The organism is Pseudonocardia sp. (genome assembly GCF_035305885.1).
GTDB lineage: Bacteria > Actinomycetota > Actinomycetes > Mycobacteriales > Pseudonocardiaceae > Pseudonocardia.
The window spans coordinates 49,299-66,220 of the sequence record NZ_DATGOP010000150.1; the positions used below are offsets into that span (position 1 = coordinate 49,299).

At 75.9% G+C, this 16,922-nt stretch carries 17 protein-coding genes; 11 read left to right on the top strand and 6 right to left on the bottom strand.

Annotated elements, in window-relative coordinates:
• Positions 1-9: 9 nt before the first annotated feature.
• Complete coding sequence (locus tag VKZ81_RS33510) at positions 10-1,449, top strand: sensor histidine kinase (protein WP_324245767.1); 1,440 nt, start codon at positions 10-12, stop codon at positions 1,447-1,449.
• Here VKZ81_RS33510 and VKZ81_RS33515 read toward each other — a convergent pair.
• Together VKZ81_RS33515 and VKZ81_RS33520 are read right to left on the bottom strand one after the other, a co-directional pair.
• Positions 1,433-1,885: an ABA4-like family protein gene (locus VKZ81_RS33515; protein WP_324245768.1), complete on the bottom strand. Its 453-nt coding sequence runs from the start codon at positions 1,883-1,885 to the stop codon at positions 1,433-1,435. The genes VKZ81_RS33510 and VKZ81_RS33515 overlap by 17 nt on opposite strands.
• A gap of 8 nt (positions 1,886-1,893) precedes the next feature.
• Positions 1,894-2,787, bottom strand: coding sequence for a hypothetical protein (locus tag VKZ81_RS33520; protein WP_324245769.1), 894 nt, complete (start codon positions 2,785-2,787; stop codon positions 1,894-1,896).
• Between the two features lie 86 nt (positions 2,788-2,873).
• Between VKZ81_RS33520 and VKZ81_RS33525 the strand changes: the two genes are divergently transcribed.
• Positions 2,874-3,572, top strand: a complete 699-nt coding sequence (locus VKZ81_RS33525) for a TetR/AcrR family transcriptional regulator (protein ID WP_324245770.1) — start codon at positions 2,874-2,876, stop codon at positions 3,570-3,572.
• Here VKZ81_RS33525 and VKZ81_RS33530 read toward each other — a convergent pair.
• Positions 3,569-4,531 carry a TAXI family TRAP transporter solute-binding subunit gene (locus VKZ81_RS33530; RefSeq protein ID WP_324245771.1) on the bottom strand — a complete coding sequence of 321 codons (963 nt, stop codon included), beginning with the start codon at positions 4,529-4,531 and terminating at the stop codon, positions 3,569-3,571. The genes VKZ81_RS33525 and VKZ81_RS33530 overlap by 4 nt on opposite strands.
• A gap of 66 nt (positions 4,532-4,597) precedes the next feature.
• Between VKZ81_RS33530 and miaB the strand changes: the two genes are divergently transcribed.
• Together miaB and VKZ81_RS33540 are read left to right on the top strand one after the other, a co-directional pair.
• Positions 4,598-6,070: a tRNA (N6-isopentenyl adenosine(37)-C2)-methylthiotransferase MiaB gene (gene miaB, locus VKZ81_RS33535; RefSeq protein ID WP_324245772.1), complete on the top strand. Its 1,473-nt coding sequence runs from the start codon at positions 4,598-4,600 to the stop codon at positions 6,068-6,070.
• Positions 6,067-6,549, top strand: a complete 483-nt coding sequence (locus VKZ81_RS33540; protein ID WP_324245773.1) for an Rv2732c family membrane protein — start codon at positions 6,067-6,069, stop codon at positions 6,547-6,549. Before miaB ends, VKZ81_RS33540 begins: the two co-directional genes overlap by 4 nt.
• 46 nt (positions 6,550-6,595) lie before the next feature.
• Here the strand turns inward: VKZ81_RS33540 and VKZ81_RS33545 are convergent, their stop codons facing one another.
• A complete protein-coding gene (locus VKZ81_RS33545; protein ID WP_324245799.1) occupies positions 6,596-7,873 on the bottom strand; it encodes a DUF349 domain-containing protein in 1,278 nt (425 codons plus the stop codon).
• 710 nt (positions 7,874-8,583) lie between these two features.
• Between VKZ81_RS33545 and miaA the strand changes: the two genes are divergently transcribed.
• Both miaA and dapF read left to right on the top strand, forming a co-directional pair.
• A complete protein-coding gene (gene miaA / locus VKZ81_RS33550; protein WP_324245800.1) occupies positions 8,584-9,486 on the top strand; it encodes a tRNA (adenosine(37)-N6)-dimethylallyltransferase MiaA in 903 nt (300 codons plus the stop codon).
• A 9-nt stretch (positions 9,487-9,495) separates the two neighbouring features.
• A complete protein-coding gene (gene dapF, locus VKZ81_RS33555; RefSeq protein WP_414709541.1) occupies positions 9,496-10,323 on the top strand; it encodes a diaminopimelate epimerase in 828 nt (275 codons plus the stop codon).
• Here the strand turns inward: dapF and VKZ81_RS33560 are convergent.
• Positions 10,314-11,552 (bottom strand): MFS transporter, encoded by a 1,239-nt coding sequence (locus tag VKZ81_RS33560; protein WP_324245774.1) that lies wholly within the window; start codon positions 11,550-11,552, stop codon positions 10,314-10,316. The two genes, dapF and VKZ81_RS33560, sit on opposite strands and share 10 nt — an antisense overlap.
• Positions 11,553-11,604: 52 nt before the next feature.
• Between VKZ81_RS33560 and VKZ81_RS33565 the strand changes: the two genes are divergently transcribed.
• Entirely contained in the window at positions 11,605-12,111 is a 507-nt protein-coding gene (locus tag VKZ81_RS33565) for a winged helix-turn-helix domain-containing protein (protein ID WP_324245775.1), read from the top strand.
• On the opposite strand, the gene VKZ81_RS33570 is transcribed toward VKZ81_RS33565, so the two are convergent.
• The gene (locus VKZ81_RS33570) at positions 12,096-12,722 is read right to left on the bottom strand and encodes a TetR/AcrR family transcriptional regulator (protein WP_324245776.1); all 627 of its coding nucleotides are present in this window, start codon (positions 12,720-12,722) and stop codon (positions 12,096-12,098) included. The genes VKZ81_RS33565 and VKZ81_RS33570 overlap by 16 nt on opposite strands.
• 96 nt (positions 12,723-12,818) lie before the next feature.
• Here VKZ81_RS33570 and VKZ81_RS33575 point away from each other — a divergent pair, with 96 nt between their 5' ends.
• The 4 genes from VKZ81_RS33575 (at position 12,819) to VKZ81_RS33590 (ending at position 16,919) form a co-directional block, all read left to right on the top strand.
• Positions 12,819-14,027 (top strand): FAD-dependent oxidoreductase, encoded by a 1,209-nt coding sequence (locus VKZ81_RS33575; RefSeq protein ID WP_324245777.1) that lies wholly within the window; start codon positions 12,819-12,821, stop codon positions 14,025-14,027.
• A gap of 99 nt (positions 14,028-14,126) precedes the next feature.
• Positions 14,127-14,438: a hypothetical protein gene (locus tag VKZ81_RS33580; RefSeq protein ID WP_324245778.1), complete on the top strand. Its 312-nt coding sequence runs from the start codon at positions 14,127-14,129 to the stop codon at positions 14,436-14,438.
• A gap of 4 nt (positions 14,439-14,442) precedes the next feature.
• A complete protein-coding gene (hflX, locus tag VKZ81_RS33585) occupies positions 14,443-15,912 on the top strand; it encodes a GTPase HflX (RefSeq protein ID WP_324245779.1) in 1,470 nt (489 codons plus the stop codon).
• A 77-nt stretch (positions 15,913-15,989) separates the two neighbouring features.
• A complete protein-coding gene (locus VKZ81_RS33590; protein ID WP_324245780.1) occupies positions 15,990-16,919 on the top strand; it encodes a hypothetical protein in 930 nt (309 codons plus the stop codon).
• Positions 16,920-16,922 lie beyond the last annotated feature (3 nt).

Below are 16,922 nucleotides of genomic sequence, written 5' to 3' on the forward strand. Positions count from 1 at the left end.
GGACCGTCGATGGCCGCCCGGCTGCTGGTGATCGTCCTGTTCCTGGTGGGCCTGCTGGCCGCCGGGCTCGGGGTGCCGCTCGCGCTGTCCTACGCGCAGGCCCGGCAGCTCGCGATGTTCACCGACCGGCTGACCGACACGATCTTCTACGCCTCGGTCGCCGAGCGGCCCATCACGCAGGCCGACACCACGGGGCTCGCCGCCGAGCTGGAGCGCTACGACGAGGTCTACGGGGTGGCCGTCATGGTGCTCGACGAGGACGGCCGGCTGGTGGCCACGTCCCGCCAGCCGCCGCCGGTGCTCGACGCCGACGCGCAGGAGCGGGTGAAGCTGGCCCTGGCCAACCGCCGCTCCGAGGTCTACCCGCTGCTGCTGCCGTGGGACGAGCGCCCGCTGGTGCTCGCCGAGCCGGTGCTGGTGGACACCGAGGTCCGCGGCGTGGCCGTCACCATCTCGCCCACCGACACCCTGCGCGCCGAGGAGCTGCGGGTGTGGTCGCTCGTGGTGGCGGCGGGGCTCGCCGCGTTGGCGATGGGCGTGGTCGTCGCGCTGCCGATCGTCCGGTGGATCCTGCGCCCGGTGCGCCGCCTCGACGAGGGCACCGGCCGGGTCGCGGCGGCCGTGCTCGCCGGGGCCGACCCCGAGCCGGTCGCCGACGGCACCGGGCCGCCGGAACTGCGGCAGCTGTCGGTCTCCTTCGACCGCATGACCGCGACGGTGGCCCAGGCCTACGCCGCGCAGCGGGCGTTCGTCGCCGACGCGAGCCACCAGCTGCGCAACCCGCTCACGGCGCTGCGGCTGCGCCTGTCCAACCTGGATGGGCACGTCGACGAGGTCGCCGCCGAGGACCACGCCGCCGCGCTCGAGGAGGCCGAGCGGCTGTCCACGCTGCTCGACGGGCTGCTGGCGCTCGCCCGGGCCGAGCGCACCGCGCCGCCGGTCGTCGCCGACGTCGACGAGGGCGTGGAGGACCGACTCGACGCGTGGCGCCCGCTCGCCGAGCACATGGACCTGGAGCTGGTGCGGACCGGGATACGGGGGCTGCAGGTGCGCGCCCCGGAAGGCGCGATCGAGACCGTCCTCGATGCGGTGCTCGACAACGCGGTCAAGTTCGCGCCCCCGGGCACCCCGATCTCGGTGTCCACCGACGCGGTCGACGGGCGCGTGGAGATCGCCGTGCGGGACCGGGGGCCGGGCATGGCGCCGGAGGAGCTCGAGCGGGCCACCGGCCGGTTCTGGCGCAGTCCGGCCCAGAGCAACACGGAGGGCTCCGGGCTGGGCCTCGCGATCGCCGCCCGCACGCTGGAGGTGGCGGGCGGCGAGCTGGTGCTCGAGCTGCCGCCCGGGGGCGGGCTCCGGGTGGTGGCGCGGTTCCCGCGACCCACCGAGGAGGACGGCGCGGCCGAGGACGCCGAGCGGCGCGACGAGACCCCTACCGCGCCGCGGTGAGGCCGGCCTGCCTCCGCACCGCGGCCGGCGCGGCCCGCACCAGCAGGTGCGCGATGAGCCCGAGCGGCGCCAGCAGGATCGTCAGCACCAGCACCGGCGCGGTGACGAGCGGGTGGATGCCGCGCTCGCGGCCGTCGAGGTAGATCCAGCGGCCGGCGAACAGGTCGAACGCGATGAAGTGGGCCCAGCCCGCCGCGGCGCCCGCCGGCGTGGCGAGCAGCGCCGCGATGCCGGGGAGCTCGGGCGCGGCGACCGCGGCGAACACGGTGCCGAACTGCGGCAGCACCAGCGCCGCGTAGACAAGTGCGGGCGGCAGCGCGATCAGCGGCGAGCCGATCACCCGGCGCGTCACCGACCAGCCGGGCGCGAGGATCATGAGCGCCCAGAACGGGGCCGCGAGCGGGAACGTGAGCGAGAACAGCAGCTGGGGGTCCACGGTTCGCCTCAGACGGTGGTGGGGGCGGGGGAGCGGCGCGGCGTGCGGGCGAGCACGGCGGCGAGCGCGCCGCCGGTGCCGAGCACCAGCGCGGCGAAGGCGGCGAGCGTGACGGCGTCGGGTGCGATGAGCGGCTGGCCGCGCAGCGCCTGCCAGGTCACGAGCGCGACGAGCCCGGCGTAGCCGGCCGCCGCGATCCGGACGACGCGCAGGCGGGTGGCCTCGTCGAGGCGGCCGCTCAGCGCGGCGAGCCCGGCGGCGAGCAGCGGCAGCACCTGCAGGGCGTGCATGCCCACGAAGTGGCCGATCCGCAGGTCGCCGCCCGTGGTGCTCCAGCCGGTGAAGACCATCCCCGGTCCGCCGTCCGGCACGCCCACCGCGTGGGCGTCGCCCGCGGACATGAGGAACCCGACCGCCATGCCGGCGAGCCCGATGGCGAGGCCGAGCCGCACCGCCGACGCCGTCACCGGGTCGTCGACGGGCTCTCGCAGGTACCGCAGCGCGATCGACACCGTGGCGAGCCACACCACGACGATCACCGCGCCCATGATCGAGTAGAGCGCGACGTCGAACGGGGTGTCGGTGTTGAAGTGGCTGCGCACGCCGCGCGCCGCCTGCCCCACGATGATCACCATCTCGAGCACGGTGCCGGCCGTGATGACCCAGCCGGCGCGCCACATGGCCCGCGCGGGCAGCCGGGAGAGGATCCATGCCAGCGTGGCCCCGTAGAGCGCGATCGCGATGGCGAACTTGAGCGGCTTGAACCAGAGCGGGGCGCCGAGCAGCTCACGCTGGTCGACGACGGCGAGGGTCGCTGTGACGAGCGCGAGGGCCGCCATGGCGACGGCCGTCCCGTAGAGGCCGGGGTGCCCGCGCCGGGCGTCCGCGAGAACCGTGCGCATCGTCGCTCCCTTTATCTGACACTGTTAGGCTGTGCGAGCAGTGCCAGTATCGGCACGTTGCCTAACAGTGTCAAGGAGAACTGTCGGTGTCAGTCGAAGGTTCGGTGCGGGAACGGCGGCGGGCCGAGACCGTCCAGGAGATCAAGGCCGCGGCGCTGGAGCAGCTGGCCGAGGGCGGGCCCGGCGGGCTCTCCCTGCGCGGCGTGGCGCGTGCCGTCGGGATGACGGTCCAGTCGCTCTACCACTACTTCGACAGCCGCGACGAGCTGCTGACGGCGCTCGTGATCGACGGCCACCGCTCGCTGGCCGCCGCGGTCGCCGAGGCCGCCGACGCCACCCGCGGCCGCCCGCAGGCCGAGCGGCTGTGGGCGGCCAGCAACGCCTACCGGCGCTGGGCGCTCGCGAACAGGCCCGCGTTCCTCCTGCTCTACGGCACCCCGGTGCCGGGTTACGAGCCGCCGCCGCGCGAGGAGGTGATCGGCGCCGCGGTGAGCCTCGCCGAGCCGTTCCTCGACGTCGTGTTCGACGGCTGGAGCGCCGAGCAGCTGCAGCGGCTGCCGCTGCAGCCCGGGGCCGAGCGGCTCGCCGACGCCGACACCACCAAGGTGCCGCTGCCCGCGGGTGCCCTGGCGCTGTTCTACGAGCTGCGGGCGCAGCTGCACGGCATGGTGATGCTCGAGCTCACCGGCCACCTCTCGCCCGTCACCGACTACGGCGAGGACCTGTTCCGGGGCATGATCCACCGCGCGGCCGCCCAGCTGGCGGCGCTGCGCGCCCAGGTCTAGGGGTCCTTCTCGGCGCGGAAGAAACGCTCCGCGCCCGGGTGCAGCGGCACCGGCTGGGTCCCGATCGCCGCGCGCAGGTCGATGGTGAGCGCCGCGGGGCTCACCGCGGCCAGGTGTTCCTGGGCCGCGAAGAGGCCCTCGACCAACGCGTTCGCCACGTCGTCCGGCATCTCCGCGCGGACGACGAGGAAGTTGCGCACGAGCAGGGTGGTGATCGGCTCGGGGATGCCGTAGCTGCGGGCGGGCACCGTGCCCACCGCGTACACGGGGTAGGCGGTGCGCACCGGGGTGACCAGGTCCTCGAGGTTGAGCAGGCGGATCGCCATCCTCTGCGACAGCGCGGTGACGCCCTGCGTGGGCAGGCCGCCGACCCAGAAGAAGGCGTCGATCTCGCCACCCGACATGGCCTCGACCGACTCGTTGATGCCCAGCTGCACCGTCTCGAAGTCGGTGTCGGGGGAGAGCCCGGCCACCTCGAGGAGGCGTTCGGCGATCACGAGCACGCCGGAGTCGGGCGCGCCGACGGAGACCCGCGCGCCGCGCAGGTCACCCAGGGTCTGCACCGTCGACGACGCGGGCACCACCACGTGCACCACGTCGTCGTAGATGCGGGTGAGCGCGCGCGGGGAGCGCGGGTCGCCATCCGGGATGTGTTCCAGCTGGTCGGCGGCCGTGTCGACCTGGCTGAAGGCCACGTCGGCCGACCGCTCGGCGAGCCGACCGAGGTTGTCCACCGACCCCGCGGTGGAGAGCACCGCCGGGCGGGCGTCGAGGCCGAGCCGTTCCTGCCACACGTCGGCGAGCGCGTTGCCGAGGTTGTAGTAGACGCCCTGGGTGCCGCCGGTCGCGATGGCCAGCCGGACCCCGGCGAACCGCGTGGAACAGCCCGGCGCCCCCAGCACCCCGAGTGCGGCGGCGCCGGAGACCAGGGCACGCAGCACCGTCCGGCGATCCACCATGCGCGCATCCTGCCGTGCCCCCTCCGGTGCGGTCGACCGGGCGGCCACGGCCTACGCTGAACTGCTGTGACCCGCAGCTACACCATCCGCACCTACGGGTGTCAGATGAACGTGCACGACTCCGAGCGGATGGCCGGGCTGCTCGAGGCGGCGGGCTACGAGCGGTCCGACTCCGACGACGCGGACGTCGTCGTGTTCAACACCTGCGCGGTCCGCGAGAACGCCGACAACCGCCTCTACGGCAACCTCGGCCACCTGCGGCCGGTGAAGGCGGCGCGCCCCGACATGCAGATCGCCGTCGGCGGCTGCCTCGCGCAGAAGGACCGCGAGACGATCGTCCGCAAGGCGCCGTGGGTGGACGTCGTGTTCGGCACCCACAACGTGCACGCGCTGCCGGTCCTGCTGGAGCGGGCCCGGCACAACCGCGCGGCGCAGGTGGAGATCGCCGAGTCGCTCGAGGTGTTCCCCTCGACGCTGCCCGCGCGCCGGGAGTCGGCCTACTCCGCGTGGGTCTCGATCTCCGTGGGCTGCAACAACACCTGCACGTTCTGCATCGTCCCGTCGCTGCGCGGCAAGGAGAAGGATCGCCGCCCCGGCGACGTGCTCGCCGAGGTGCAGGCGCTCGCCGCCGAGGGCGTCCTCGAGGTCACGCTGCTCGGGCAGAACGTCAACTCCTACGGCGTCGAGTTCGGCGACCGCGGGGCGTTCGCGAAGCTGCTGCGCGCCTGCGGCGACGTCGAAGGCCTCGAACGCGTGCGGTTCACCTCGCCGCACCCGCGCGACTTCACCTCCGACGTGATCGCCGCGATGGCCGAGACGCCCAACGTCTGCCCGCAGCTGCACATGCCGCTGCAGTCCGGCTCCGACGACGTGCTGCGCCGGATGCGCCGCTCCTACCGCTCGCAGCGCTTCCTCGCGATCCTCGACGAGGTGCGGGCCGCGATCCCGGACGCGGCGATCTCCACCGACATCATCGTCGGCTTCCCCGGCGAGACCGAGGAGGACTTCCAGGCCACCCTCGACGTGGTCGAGAAGGCCCGGTTCGCCCAGGCGTTCACGTTCCAGTACTCGCCGCGCCCCGGCACGCCCGCGGCGTCCCTGCCCGACCAGGTGCCCAAGGAGGTCGTCCAGGAGCGCTACGAGCGGCTCGTCGCGCTGCAGGAGGAGATCTCCTGGCAGCAGAACCGGGCCCTGGAGGGCCGGGTCGTCGAGGTGCTCGTGTCGACGGGCGAGGGCCGCAAGGACGGCGCCACCCGCCGGATGAGCGGGCGCGCCCGCGACGGGCGGCTCGTGCACTTCGCGCCGGGCGACCTGCCGATCCGGCCCGGTGACGTGGTGGAGGTGGAGGTCGGCTACGGCGCGCCGCACCACCTCGTCGCCGACGGCCCCGTCCTGTCCCACCGGCGCACGCGGGCGGGCGACGTCCACGAGGCCGGCACCCGTCCCGGCGGCTCCCGCACCGGGCTCGGCCTGCCCGCCTTCGGTGCTCCGCCTGCCCAGCCCGCGGCGGCCGCGCCCGCCTGCGGGGTGAACGCGTGACCGACGACGGAGACGACGAGAAGGTGCCCGACGAGCTCGCGGCCCTCGACGCCGAGCTGCGCCGCGCCGAGCGGCGGGCCGAGCGCCGCGTCGACCCCGGCCCGACCGCCGTGGTCGTGTCGGTGGCGATGCTCGCGCTGATCGGTTCGCTGATGCTGCCGTGGACCGGCGCGGTGCGCGGCTGGGAGGTGCTCGCGGGCCTCGCCCCGCTCGGCCTGATGCCGCCGCTGTTCGCGGGCACGTCGCTCGTGTTCGGGCTGGTCTGCTCGGCGCTCGCGCTCGCCCTGCGCTGGTTCGGCCTGGCCTGGCTCTCCGCCGTCGGCTGCGGGATCTCCGTCGTGACGGGCGTGTGGGCCATCTGGTCGCGGCAGGTCACGGTGCCCGCGGGCGGCACCGGCGCCGGCCTCGGGCTGGTGCTCGCGGTGCTCGCCGTGCTGGTGCTCGCCGGGGCGTGGGTGCGGATCGCGACCCGCCGCTGACGTCACACCCCCGAGGTGACCCACCTCGGGGGTGTGCGCATCCGCGTCAGCGGTGCTGGACCGCGCGCTCCGCCGTCGCGAGCCACTCCCGCCACTGCTCGGCCTGGCTCTCGGCCTGCTGGGCGCGGCGCAGGTCGCCCGCGGCGCGCGCCTTCTCGGCCTGGGCCTCGAACTGGGCCACCCGCTCCCGGAACTGGGCGACGCGCGCCTCCGCCTCCGGGTCGGTGCGCTGCCACTGCCGGTCGACGGCCTCGCGGACCCGCTCCTCGACCGCGCGCAGGCGGGCCTCCAGGGGGCGGATCTCGTCGCGCGGGACCTTCCCGATCTCCTCCCAGCGCTCCTGGATGTGCCGCAGCGCGGCGCGCGCGGCTCCCGGGTCCGACGTGTCGATCTTCTCGGCCTCGGCGAGCAGCGCCTTCTTGGCCTCCGCGTTGGCCGCGAACTCGGCGTCCCGCTCGGCGAACGCCGCGGCCCGCCGCGCGAAGAAGGTGTCCTGCGCGGTGCGGAACCGCTGCCACAGCGCGTCGTCGGCCTCCTTCTGGGCGCGGCCCGCCGCCTTCCACTCGGCCATCAGCTCGCGGAAGCGGGCCGCGGTCGGGCCCCAGTCCTCGGAGTCGGCGAGCTTCTCCGCCTCGAGCGCGAGCTCCTCCTTGCGGGCCTTCGCCGCGGCGCGCTGGCGGTCGAGCTCGGCGAAGTGCGATCCGCGGCGCCGGTTGAACGCCTCGCGCGCCTTCGAGAACCGCTTCCACAGCTGCTCGTCGGTCTTGCGGTCGATGCCGCGGATGGTGCGCCACTCGTCGAGGATCGACTTGAACCGGTCGCCCGCCTGCTTCCACTGCGTGGCCTCGGCGGCGAGCTGCTCGGCCTCGGCGGCCAGCGCCTCCTTGCGCGCGATGGCCGCGCTGCGGTGCGCGTCGCGGGCCGACCGGGCGGCCTCGACCGCGGCCTCCGCCTCGGCGATGAGCTGGTCGAGCCGGGCGCGCAGCCCGGCGAGGTCGCCGACCACGGTGGCCTCGTCCAGCCCGTCCCGGATGCTCTTGGCGCTGTTGAGCGTGTGCTTCGGGTCGCCGCCGCCCGCCGCGAGCCTCGTCGCGAGCAGCTCGACCTCGGTGAGCAGGTCGTCGAACCGGCGGGCGAAGTGCGCGAGCCCCTCCTCCGGGGCGCCCGCCTGCCACTCGCCGACGACCCGCTCGCCGCTCTCGGTGCGGACGTAGACGGTGCCCGCCTCGTCCACGCGGCCCCAGCGCCCCGGGTCCGTGCTCGCCGGCGTCACGGTGATCGGGGCGGCGGGCCCGGCGGGCGCGGGTGCGGGCTCCGGGCGCACGACCGGCGGCGGCGGGCCGGGCCGGGCGGGCGGTGCCGGACGCGGCGGCGGCGCCGGCCGGGCCGCCGGGGCGCCGGGCACGGGCGGGCGCGGACCGCGCGGCGGTCCGGGCACGGGTCGCGGACCCGGCGGCGGGGCCGGGGTCGTCGACGCGGGCGGGGGCGCGGGCACCGCGGCGTTCGCCTGGTCGGCCCCGGTTCGAGCCGTTCCGGTCTGGGCCGTTCCGGTCTGGGCCGATTCGGTCCGTTCGGCGGCGGAGGCGGTGGCCGAGGCCTCCAGCCCGGCGCCGGGTTCGGCGCCGGCCCCCGCGCCGGGTTCCGCCGGCACGACCTGCGTGTGGTTCGAAGCCCGGTCCTCCACCGGCTCCGGCGTTCCGCTCCCCTGGTGCTCCGACACGGTCGACCTCCTCGCTCCGGCCCGTCGCTCGCGGGACGGGCGCCCCGCCCGTGGGGGCGGGGCCGTGCACTCGGCCGCGGCCGGTCCCACGGAACCGGTGGCCTTCCGCGATTCAAACAGCTCGCCCGCCCGACCGGAACAGCCCGGACGGGCGCTGCGCTCCGGACGGCCCGTCGGAGTCGCGCAGCGGTGCCGCTTACGCTGCGCTCCGTGGTCACGATTCTCGCCGCGTCCGCCGGGCCGCCGCTCTCCGCGCCGCGGCGGGCGTCCGGCGCGGAGAGCGCGGTCGGGGGCGTGGGGGCGGCGGGCGCATGATGCGGTTGGTCGCGGTCGTCGGCCCCACCGCGACGGGCAAGTCCGACCTCGGGGTGGCGCTCGCCCAGGAGCTCGACGGCGAGGTGGTCAACGCCGACGCGATGCAGCTCTACCGCGGGATGGACGTCGGGACGGCCAAGCTGGCCCCGCACGAGCGCGCGGGCGTGCCCCACCACCTGCTCGACGTCCTCGACGTCACCGAGACCGCGGCGGTGGCCGCCTACCAGCGCGACGCCCGCGAGGTCGTCGAGCGGTTGCTCGCCGCGGGCAGGACCCCGGTGCTGGTGGGCGGGTCCGGGCTGTACGTGCAGGCGGTGGTCGACGACCTGGAGTTCCCCGGCACCGACCCGCAGCTGCGCGCCCGGCTGGAGGCCGAGCTCGCCGAGGTCGGCCCCGCGGCCATGCACGCCCGCCTCGCCGAGGTGGACCCGGCGGCGGCCGAGGTGGTGCTCCCCTCCAACGGCAGGCGCATCGTGCGGGCCCTCGAGGTGGTCGCGCTGACGGGCAAGCCCTTCCCCGCCCGGCTGCCCACCCCGGACACCGCGCGCTACGACGCCGTGCTGCTCGGCCTCGACCGCCCGACCGCCGAGCTCGACCTGCGGGTGGCCCGGCGGGTGGCCCGCATGTTCGCCGCGGGCCTGGTCGACGAGACCCGCGCCCTGCTCGCCCGCGGCCTGCGGGAGGGCCGCACGGCGTCCCGGGCGCTGGGGTACCAGCAGGTCATCGCCGCCCTGGACGGTGCGGGTGACCTCGCCGCCGCGGCCGCGGAGACGGTGGTGGCGACGCGCCGGTTCGTCCGCAGGCAGCGCTCCTGGTTCCGCCGGGACAAGCGCATCCGCTGGCTGGACGGCGCGGGCCCCGGGCTCGTGGCCGAGGCGTTGCGGCACGTGCGCGGCACGTAGGCTCGCCGCGTGGTGCGTTTCAGCAAGGGGCACGGCACGGAGAACGACTTCGTGGTGCTCCCCGACCCCGACGGCGAGCTGGACCTCACGCCGGAGCGGGTCGCCGCCCTGTGCGACCGCCGCCGCGGCCTCGGCGCCGACGGCGTGCTGCGGGTCGTGCGTTGGGACGCGCTGGGCGACGGGCCCGCGCCGGAGCCCGGCGTCGAGTGGTTCATGGACTACCGCAACGCCGACGGCAGCATCGCGGAGATGTGCGGCAACGGCGTGCGCGTCTACGCCCGCTACCTCCAGCACGCGGGCCGGCTCTCGGCGGGCGGCGAGCTTCTGGTGGGCACCCGGGCCGGCGTGCGCCGCGTGCGCGTGGCGGACGAGGAGATCTCGGTCGACATGGGCCCGGCCGCGGTCGGCGAGGAGGCCACGGCCGGGGTGGACGGGCGGGCGTTCGCCGGCGTGGCCGTCGACGTCGGCAACCCGCACCTGGCGTGCGTCACCGAGGTGCCGCTGCAGGAGCTGGACCTCACCCACCCGCCCGCGTACGACCCCGCCGTGTTCCCGCACGGGGTGAACGTCGAGTTCGTCACCCCGCTCGACGGCGGCGAGGTCGCCATGCGGGTGCACGAGCGCGGCGTGGGGGAGACGCGCTCCTGCGGCACCGGCACGGTGGCCGCCGTGGTCGCCGCGCTGCGCCACGCCGGCCGCGACACCGGCACCGTCGCCGTGCGCGCGCCGGGCGGGCGGCTGCGGGTGTCGGTGGACGCGGCCACCACGGTCCTGCACGGCCCGGCCGTGCTGGTGGCCCACGGCGAGCTCGACCCGTCCTTGTGGGCTCAGGCCTGAGCGGCTGCCTCGACGTCGTCGGGGAGGTCGCGCAGCCGCCGCAGCGGTGAGGCGAGCACCCACGCGGGGCACAGCACCATCCCGATCGCCGCGACCAGCAGCGTCGCGCGCAGTCCGAGCAGCTCGCCGAGCGCGCCGCCGAGCAGGCCCCCGATCGGGATGGTGCCCCACACGAGGAACCGGATGCTCGCGTTCATCCGCCCGAGCAGGCGGTCCGGCGTGACGCTCTGGCGGAAGCTCACCTGCGCCACGTTGTAGACGACGCCGCCGTAGGCGACCGCGCCCGTGCCGAGCGCGAACCACGCGAGGCCCGCCCCGCTCGTCGTCAGCGGCAGCACGAGCGCGACCGGGCCGGTCGCCAGCAGCGCGACGACGACGGTGCGGCCCTGCCCGAGCCCGCGGATCCACCACCCCGCGGTGAGCGCGCCGACGAGCCCGCCCGCGCTGCCCGCCGCGAGCACCAGCCCGACCACGGCGGGCTCCACGCCCAGCTCGCGGGCGAGGAACAGCACCGACACGGCCGACAGCACGCCGCTGAACAGGTTGGCCGTGCCCGTGCACAGCGCGATCGGGCGCAGCAGCGGGTGGCCGAGCACGTACCGCAGGCCCTCGGTCATCTCGGCGCGCAGCGAGCGGGCCGCGCGCGGCGGTGCCGGCTCGCGGGTGCGCATCGCGGCGAGGAACGCCGCGGAGACGAGGTAGCTGACCGCGTCGAGCAGCACCGCGAACGCCGCGCCGACCGCCTGCACCAGGCCGCCGGCCATGGCGGGCCCCGCGGCCTCGGCCCCGGCCCGCGTCGACTCGAGCTTCGCGTTGCCCTCCACGAGCCCGTCCCGCCCGACCACCGACGGCAACACGGACTGGTAGCCGACGTCGAAGAAGACGGTGGCGACGCCGCCGAGCAGCGCGACGACGAGCAGCTGCGCGAACGTCAGCACCCCCAGCGCCCACGCGGCCGGGATGCTCGCGAACAGCGCGAACCGCACCACGTCGGCAGCGATCATGACCGGGCGGCGGCGGACCCGATCCAGCAGCACGCCCGCAGGCAGCCCGACCAGCAGGAACGCCGCGCGCTCCGCGGCGACGAGCAGCCCCATCTCCCAGGGCGTGGCGCCGAGCGCGGTGGCGGCGAGCAGGGGGAGCGCGAGGTGGCTGACCATCGTGCCGACCTGGCTGACCGTCTCACCGGACCACAGGAGCAGGAAGTCCCGGTGCCGCCAGAGGTTCACGGCCAGAGCCTGGCAGGACCGATTGGAAACCGTCAATCGGTAAGGTGTGCCGGTGAGCAGGAGGGGTCGCCGACCCGCGACCGAGGACGAGACCGCCACGCTCGCGTCCGCCGTCCGGTTGCGGATCATCCGGCTGACGCTGCACGAGCCGCTGACCAACGCCCAGATCGCCGCGCGGCTGCACCGGGACCCGGCCACGACGCTGCACCACGTGCGGCGGCTGGTGAAACACGGCTTCCTGGAGCCGCTGCCGCCGCGGCCCGGGCCCCGCGGCTCCACCGAGATCCCCTACCGCGGCACGCGGCTGTCGTGGCAGCTCGAGGACGCCGGGCGCGACCCCTCGCTCGCCGAGGCGATCCTGCAGGCCTACCTCGACGAGGTCGCCGAGGTCGGGGTGGGCGCGCTGGAGCAGAGCAGGCTCGCCGTGCGGCTCGCCCCGCAGGACGCCGCCGCCCTGCGCGCGGAGCTCTCGGCCGTCCTCGACCGCTACGCCCACCACCCGGAGCCGGAGGACGGCGAGGCCGTCGCGGTGTACCTGTCGATCTACCCGGGTTCCTGACCGGCGGCGAGCCGGGCGGTGATGTCGTCGGCCGAGACGGGCGCGCCAGGCAGCGGGCTCGCCGCCTGCGCCCGCAGCCCGTCGAGCACCAGCCCGAGGTGGCGCGCCTGCATCGCCTCGACGAGCGCCGCGGGGAGCCCGGGCAGCGGGCGCATCACCGCGGCGAGCGTGAGCACCACGTCGCCCGCCTCGACGTCGGCGCGCAGGGAGCCGTCGGCGCGGGCCGCGGCGAGCAGCGCGTCGAGCGCCGCGACCAGCCCGTCGCGGACGGCGGCGAACTCGGCGTCCCGCACCAGGTGCGGCCCGGCGATCGGCAGCAGCGCGACGAGCCGCTCCTCCACGACGACCGTGCAGAAGCGGCGCAGCGCGGCCCACCCCGTCGGCTCGGCGTCGAGCGCCGCGGCCGCCTCCGCGCGCACCCGCTCCATGTCGTGCAGGACCACCCGCCGCACGAGGTCGGCCCGGGTGGGGAAGTGCCGGTAGAGCGTCGCGTTGCCGACGCCCGCGCGGGCCGCGATCTGGTCGAGCGGCGCCTCGACGCCGCGCTCGAGCATCAGCTCGCGCCCGGCGGCGACGATCCGGTCCCGGTTGTGCCGCGCGTCGGCCCGCACCTTCGCCCGCCTTCCGTCGAAAGGGGAATTTTTCCCCGCTTATGCTAGCGTCGACGGTAACCGGGGAAAAAGTCCCCGCTCGATCGGGAGGGTCTGATGGACGGGTGCATCGTGGTCGGCGGAGGGCCGTCGGGCGTCGTGCTCGGGCTGCTGCTGGCCAGGTGCGGGGTGGACGTCGTCGTCCTGGAGAAGCACGCCGACTTCCTGCGCGACTTCCGCGGCGACACCGTGCACGCCTCCACCCTCGGCCTGCTGGACGAGCTCGGGCTGGGGGAGCGGTTCGCCGCGCTGCCGCACCGGGTGGAGGACCGGATCGAGATCGTCTTCGACGACGGCGCGGTGGCCCCGCGGTTCGGCCGCCTGCCGGGGCGGCACCAGCACATCGCGCTCGTGCCGCAGTGGGACTTCCTCGACATGCTCGTCGCCGCCGCGCGCGAGTCGCCGCACTTCCGCATCGTGATGTCGGCCGAGGTCGACGGGCTCGTGCGCGAGCACGGCCGCGTGGTGGGCGTGCGCTACACCGACCGCACGACGGGCACCGTGCACGAGCTGCGCGCGCAGCTCGTGGTGGGCTGCGACGGGCGGCACTCCCGGGTCCGGGAGGCCCTCGGCCTGGTCCCGCGGCCGCTCGCCGCGCCGTTCGACTGCCTCTACGTCCGCGTGCCGATGCGCGAGAGCGACCCGGACGGCACGATGGTCCGGTTCTCGGGGCGCGGCGGCATCGTCATGATCAACCGGAACACCTACTGGCAGGTCGCCGTCCTGATCGGCAAGGGCGAGGCCGACGCGCTCGGGGTGGTCGGCCGCAGCGTACGCGCGCTCGCGCCGGTGCTCGCCGACCGGATCGACGCGGTCACCGCGGCCGACGTCGCCCGGCTGGAGGTCCGCCAGGACCGCCTCGCGCGCTGGTGGGCGTCGGGCGCGCTGTGCATCGGCGACGCCGCGCACGCCATGACCCCGGTCGCGGGCGTCGGCATCAACCTCGCGATCCAGGACGCGGTGGCGGCGGCCCGCACCCTGGTCCCGCCGCTGCGCGCCGGCTCGGTGACCGACCGGCACCTCGCCGCCGTCCAGCGCAGGCGGATGCCGCCCACCGTGCTCACCCAGGCGCTGCAGCGGATCACGCAGCGCAGGGCGATCGTCCCGCCCCCGCGCGACGCGCAGGAGCGGCGGCCCCCGCTGCGGGTCCCGCAGCCGCTGCGCACCCTGCGCCACGTGCCCGGGTTCCTGGACGTGTTCGGGCGGGTCGTCGCGGTCGGCCTGCGGCCGGAGCACCTGACCGGCCCGCTGGAGGCCGCCCGATGAGGTGGCGGGCCCTCCTCGCGGCGAACGCGGCGGCCGCGCTCGTGACGGTCGCGGTCTCCACGGCCGTGCTCGCCGACCCCGCGTTGGCTGCCCCCGGGGATGGCCGCCACGCCCGGGGCCGCGTTCTACGCGGCCGCCACCTCGCTGCGCAGCATCGCGCTTGCCGGCGTGCTGCTCGTCGTGCTCGTCCGCGCCGTGCGGTCGCCCCGCGCGCCGCTCGCCCCGCTGCTGGTGGTCACGGGGCTCGTCCAGCTCGCCGACGCCGTGCTGCACCTGGCGCACGGGGTTGCGGCGCCGGCCGCGTGCGCGCTGCTCCTCGCGGGGGTGGCGCTCGGGTCCGTCCCCGCGACGCGCCGGGGTCGACGCGGAATCAAACGGGACGTCCGGGCGTTGACGTGGGAGCATGACTAGCACGATGACTGATCCTGTCCTGTCCGTACCCGACGAGGAGCTCCGCCCGACGCAGGGCGACTACGAGCTCGAGGAGCGCAGCTCGCTGCGCCGGGTCGCGGGCCTGTCCACCGAACTCTCCGACGTCACCGAGGTCGAGTACCGCCAGCTGCGCCTGGAGCGCGTGGTGCTCGTCGGGGTCTGGACCGAGGGCACCGCCGAGCAGGCCAGGAACTCCCTGACCGAGCTGGCGCGCCTCGCCGAGACCGCGGGCTCCCAGGTGCTCGACGGCCTCATCCAGCGCCGCTCGCGGCCCGACCCGGCCACCTACATCGGCGCGGGCAAGGTCGACGAGCTGCGCGAGATCGTGCACGCCGCCGGCGCCGACACGGTGATCGTCGACGGCGAGCTGTCCCCGGGCCAGCTGCGCCAGCTGGAGGAGAAGCTCAAGGTCAAGGTCATCGACCGCACCGCGCTGATCCTCGACATCTTCGCCCAGCACGCCCGCTCCAAGGAGGGCAAGGCGCAGGTCGAGCTGGCCCAGCTGTCCTACCTGCTCCCGCGCCTGCGCGGGTGGGGTGAGGCGCTGTCGCGGCAGGTCGGTGGCCGCGCCGCGGGCGGCGTCGGCATCGGCGGCCGCGGCCCCGGCGAGACGAAGATCGAGCTCGACCGGCGCCGCATCCGCAACCGGATGGCCAAGCTCCGCCGCGAGATCGCCGACATGAAGCGCAAGCGCGTCACCAAGCGCAGCGCGCGGCGGCGCAACGAGGTCCCGTCGGTCGCGATCGTCGGCTACACCAACGCCGGCAAGTCGAGCCTGCTCAACGCGCTCACCGGCGCGGGTGTGCTGGTCGAGAACGCCCTGTTCGCCACGCTCGACCCCACCACCCGCCGCACGTCCACCGCCGACGGGCGCACCTACACGCTCACCGACACGGTCGGGTTCGTCCGCCACCTGCCCCACCAGCTCGTGGAGGCGTTCCGCTCCACGCTGGAGGAGACGGCGGAGGCCGACCTGCTGGTGCACGTCGTCGACGCGTCCGACCCGCTGCCGGAGGACCAGATCGCCGCGGTCCGCAAGGTGCTGGTCGAGGTCGGCGAGGAGTACGGCGCGATGCCGCACGAGCTGCTCGTCGTCAACAAGATCGACGCGGCGAACGAGCTGCAGCTGGCCCGGCTGCGCCACCTGCTGCCGGACGCGGTGTTCTGCTCCGCGCGCACCGGCGAGGGGGTCGACGTGCTGCGCGAGCGCATCGCGGAGCTGCTCCCGAAGCCCGAGGTCGAGCTCGACCTGCTGGTGCCGTACGCGCAGGGGTCGCTGGTCGCGCGCGTGCACGCCGAGGGCGAGGTGCTCGCCGAGGAGCACACCCCCGAGGGCACGCGGCTGCGTGCCCGGGTCGGCCCCGAGCTCGCCACCGCCGCGCTGCCGTACGCGGTCGCCGGCGGGCCCGAGCGGGCCGCGGCGTCCGAGCCGAGCGAGGGCCTGGCGCGCTGATCGGACTGCTCGTCGCACTGGTGCTCGCCGGCGCGCCCGCGCCGGAGGCCCCACCTGCTCCCGAGACGCTGTGTGCGGTGGACGATCCCCGGCTCGGTGAGCTGTCGGGCATGGTCGTGGTCGACGGCGGCCTGTGGGCGATGAGCGACGGGGGCCGCCGCGTGCAGGTCCACCGCATCGACCGCACCGACTGCGCCGTGATCGACACCCGCACGGCGGGCATCGACCCCTACGACGTCGAGGACCTCGCCGTCGGCCCGGACGGCGCCCTCTGGGTCGGCGACCTCGGCGACAACGACCGGCGCCGCGAGACCGTCGCGGTCGCCGTGCTGCCGGTGCGCGGCGAGCCGCGGCTGCACCGGCTCACCTATCCCGACGGGCCGCACGACGCCGAGGCGCTGCTGGTGGACGCCGAGGGTCGCCCGTTCGTGATCACCAAGGAGGTCGGCCGCCCGGCGGGCCTCTACCGCACCGCCGAACCGCCCGAGGGCGAGGGACCGAGCCCGTTGCTGCGGGTGGGCGAGCTCGCCCTGCCCGCGTCGGACACCCGCGGTGGCCCGGTGGGCGGGATCGGCTCGCGGCTGGTCACGGGCGCGGCCGCGACCGCCGACGGCGCCGTCGTCGCGGTGCGGACCTACACCGACGCGTGGCTGTTCCCGGTCAGCGGGGGCGACCTCGTGGCCGCGTTCAACCAGCCGCCCGTGCGCATCCCGCTCCCCGCAGAACCGCAGGGCGAGGCGATCGCGTTCGAGCCCGACGGCACCCTGCTGTCCGGCTCGGAGACCCGCCACGGCGTGCGCGGCGAGATCCGCGCCGTACCCGGCGCCGCCGGGCTCGCGGGCGACCCGGTGCTGGTCGTCCCGCTGCCACCGGCCTCCGCCCCCGAGGTCGTGGGGGACCCCGGACCGCCCCCGTGGCTGCCTGCCGCGCTGGGCGGCGGCGCCGTGGTGGGGGTGCTGCTGGTGGTCACGGCGGCGGCCGCGCTGCGCGGCAGGCAGCGCGGCTGACTC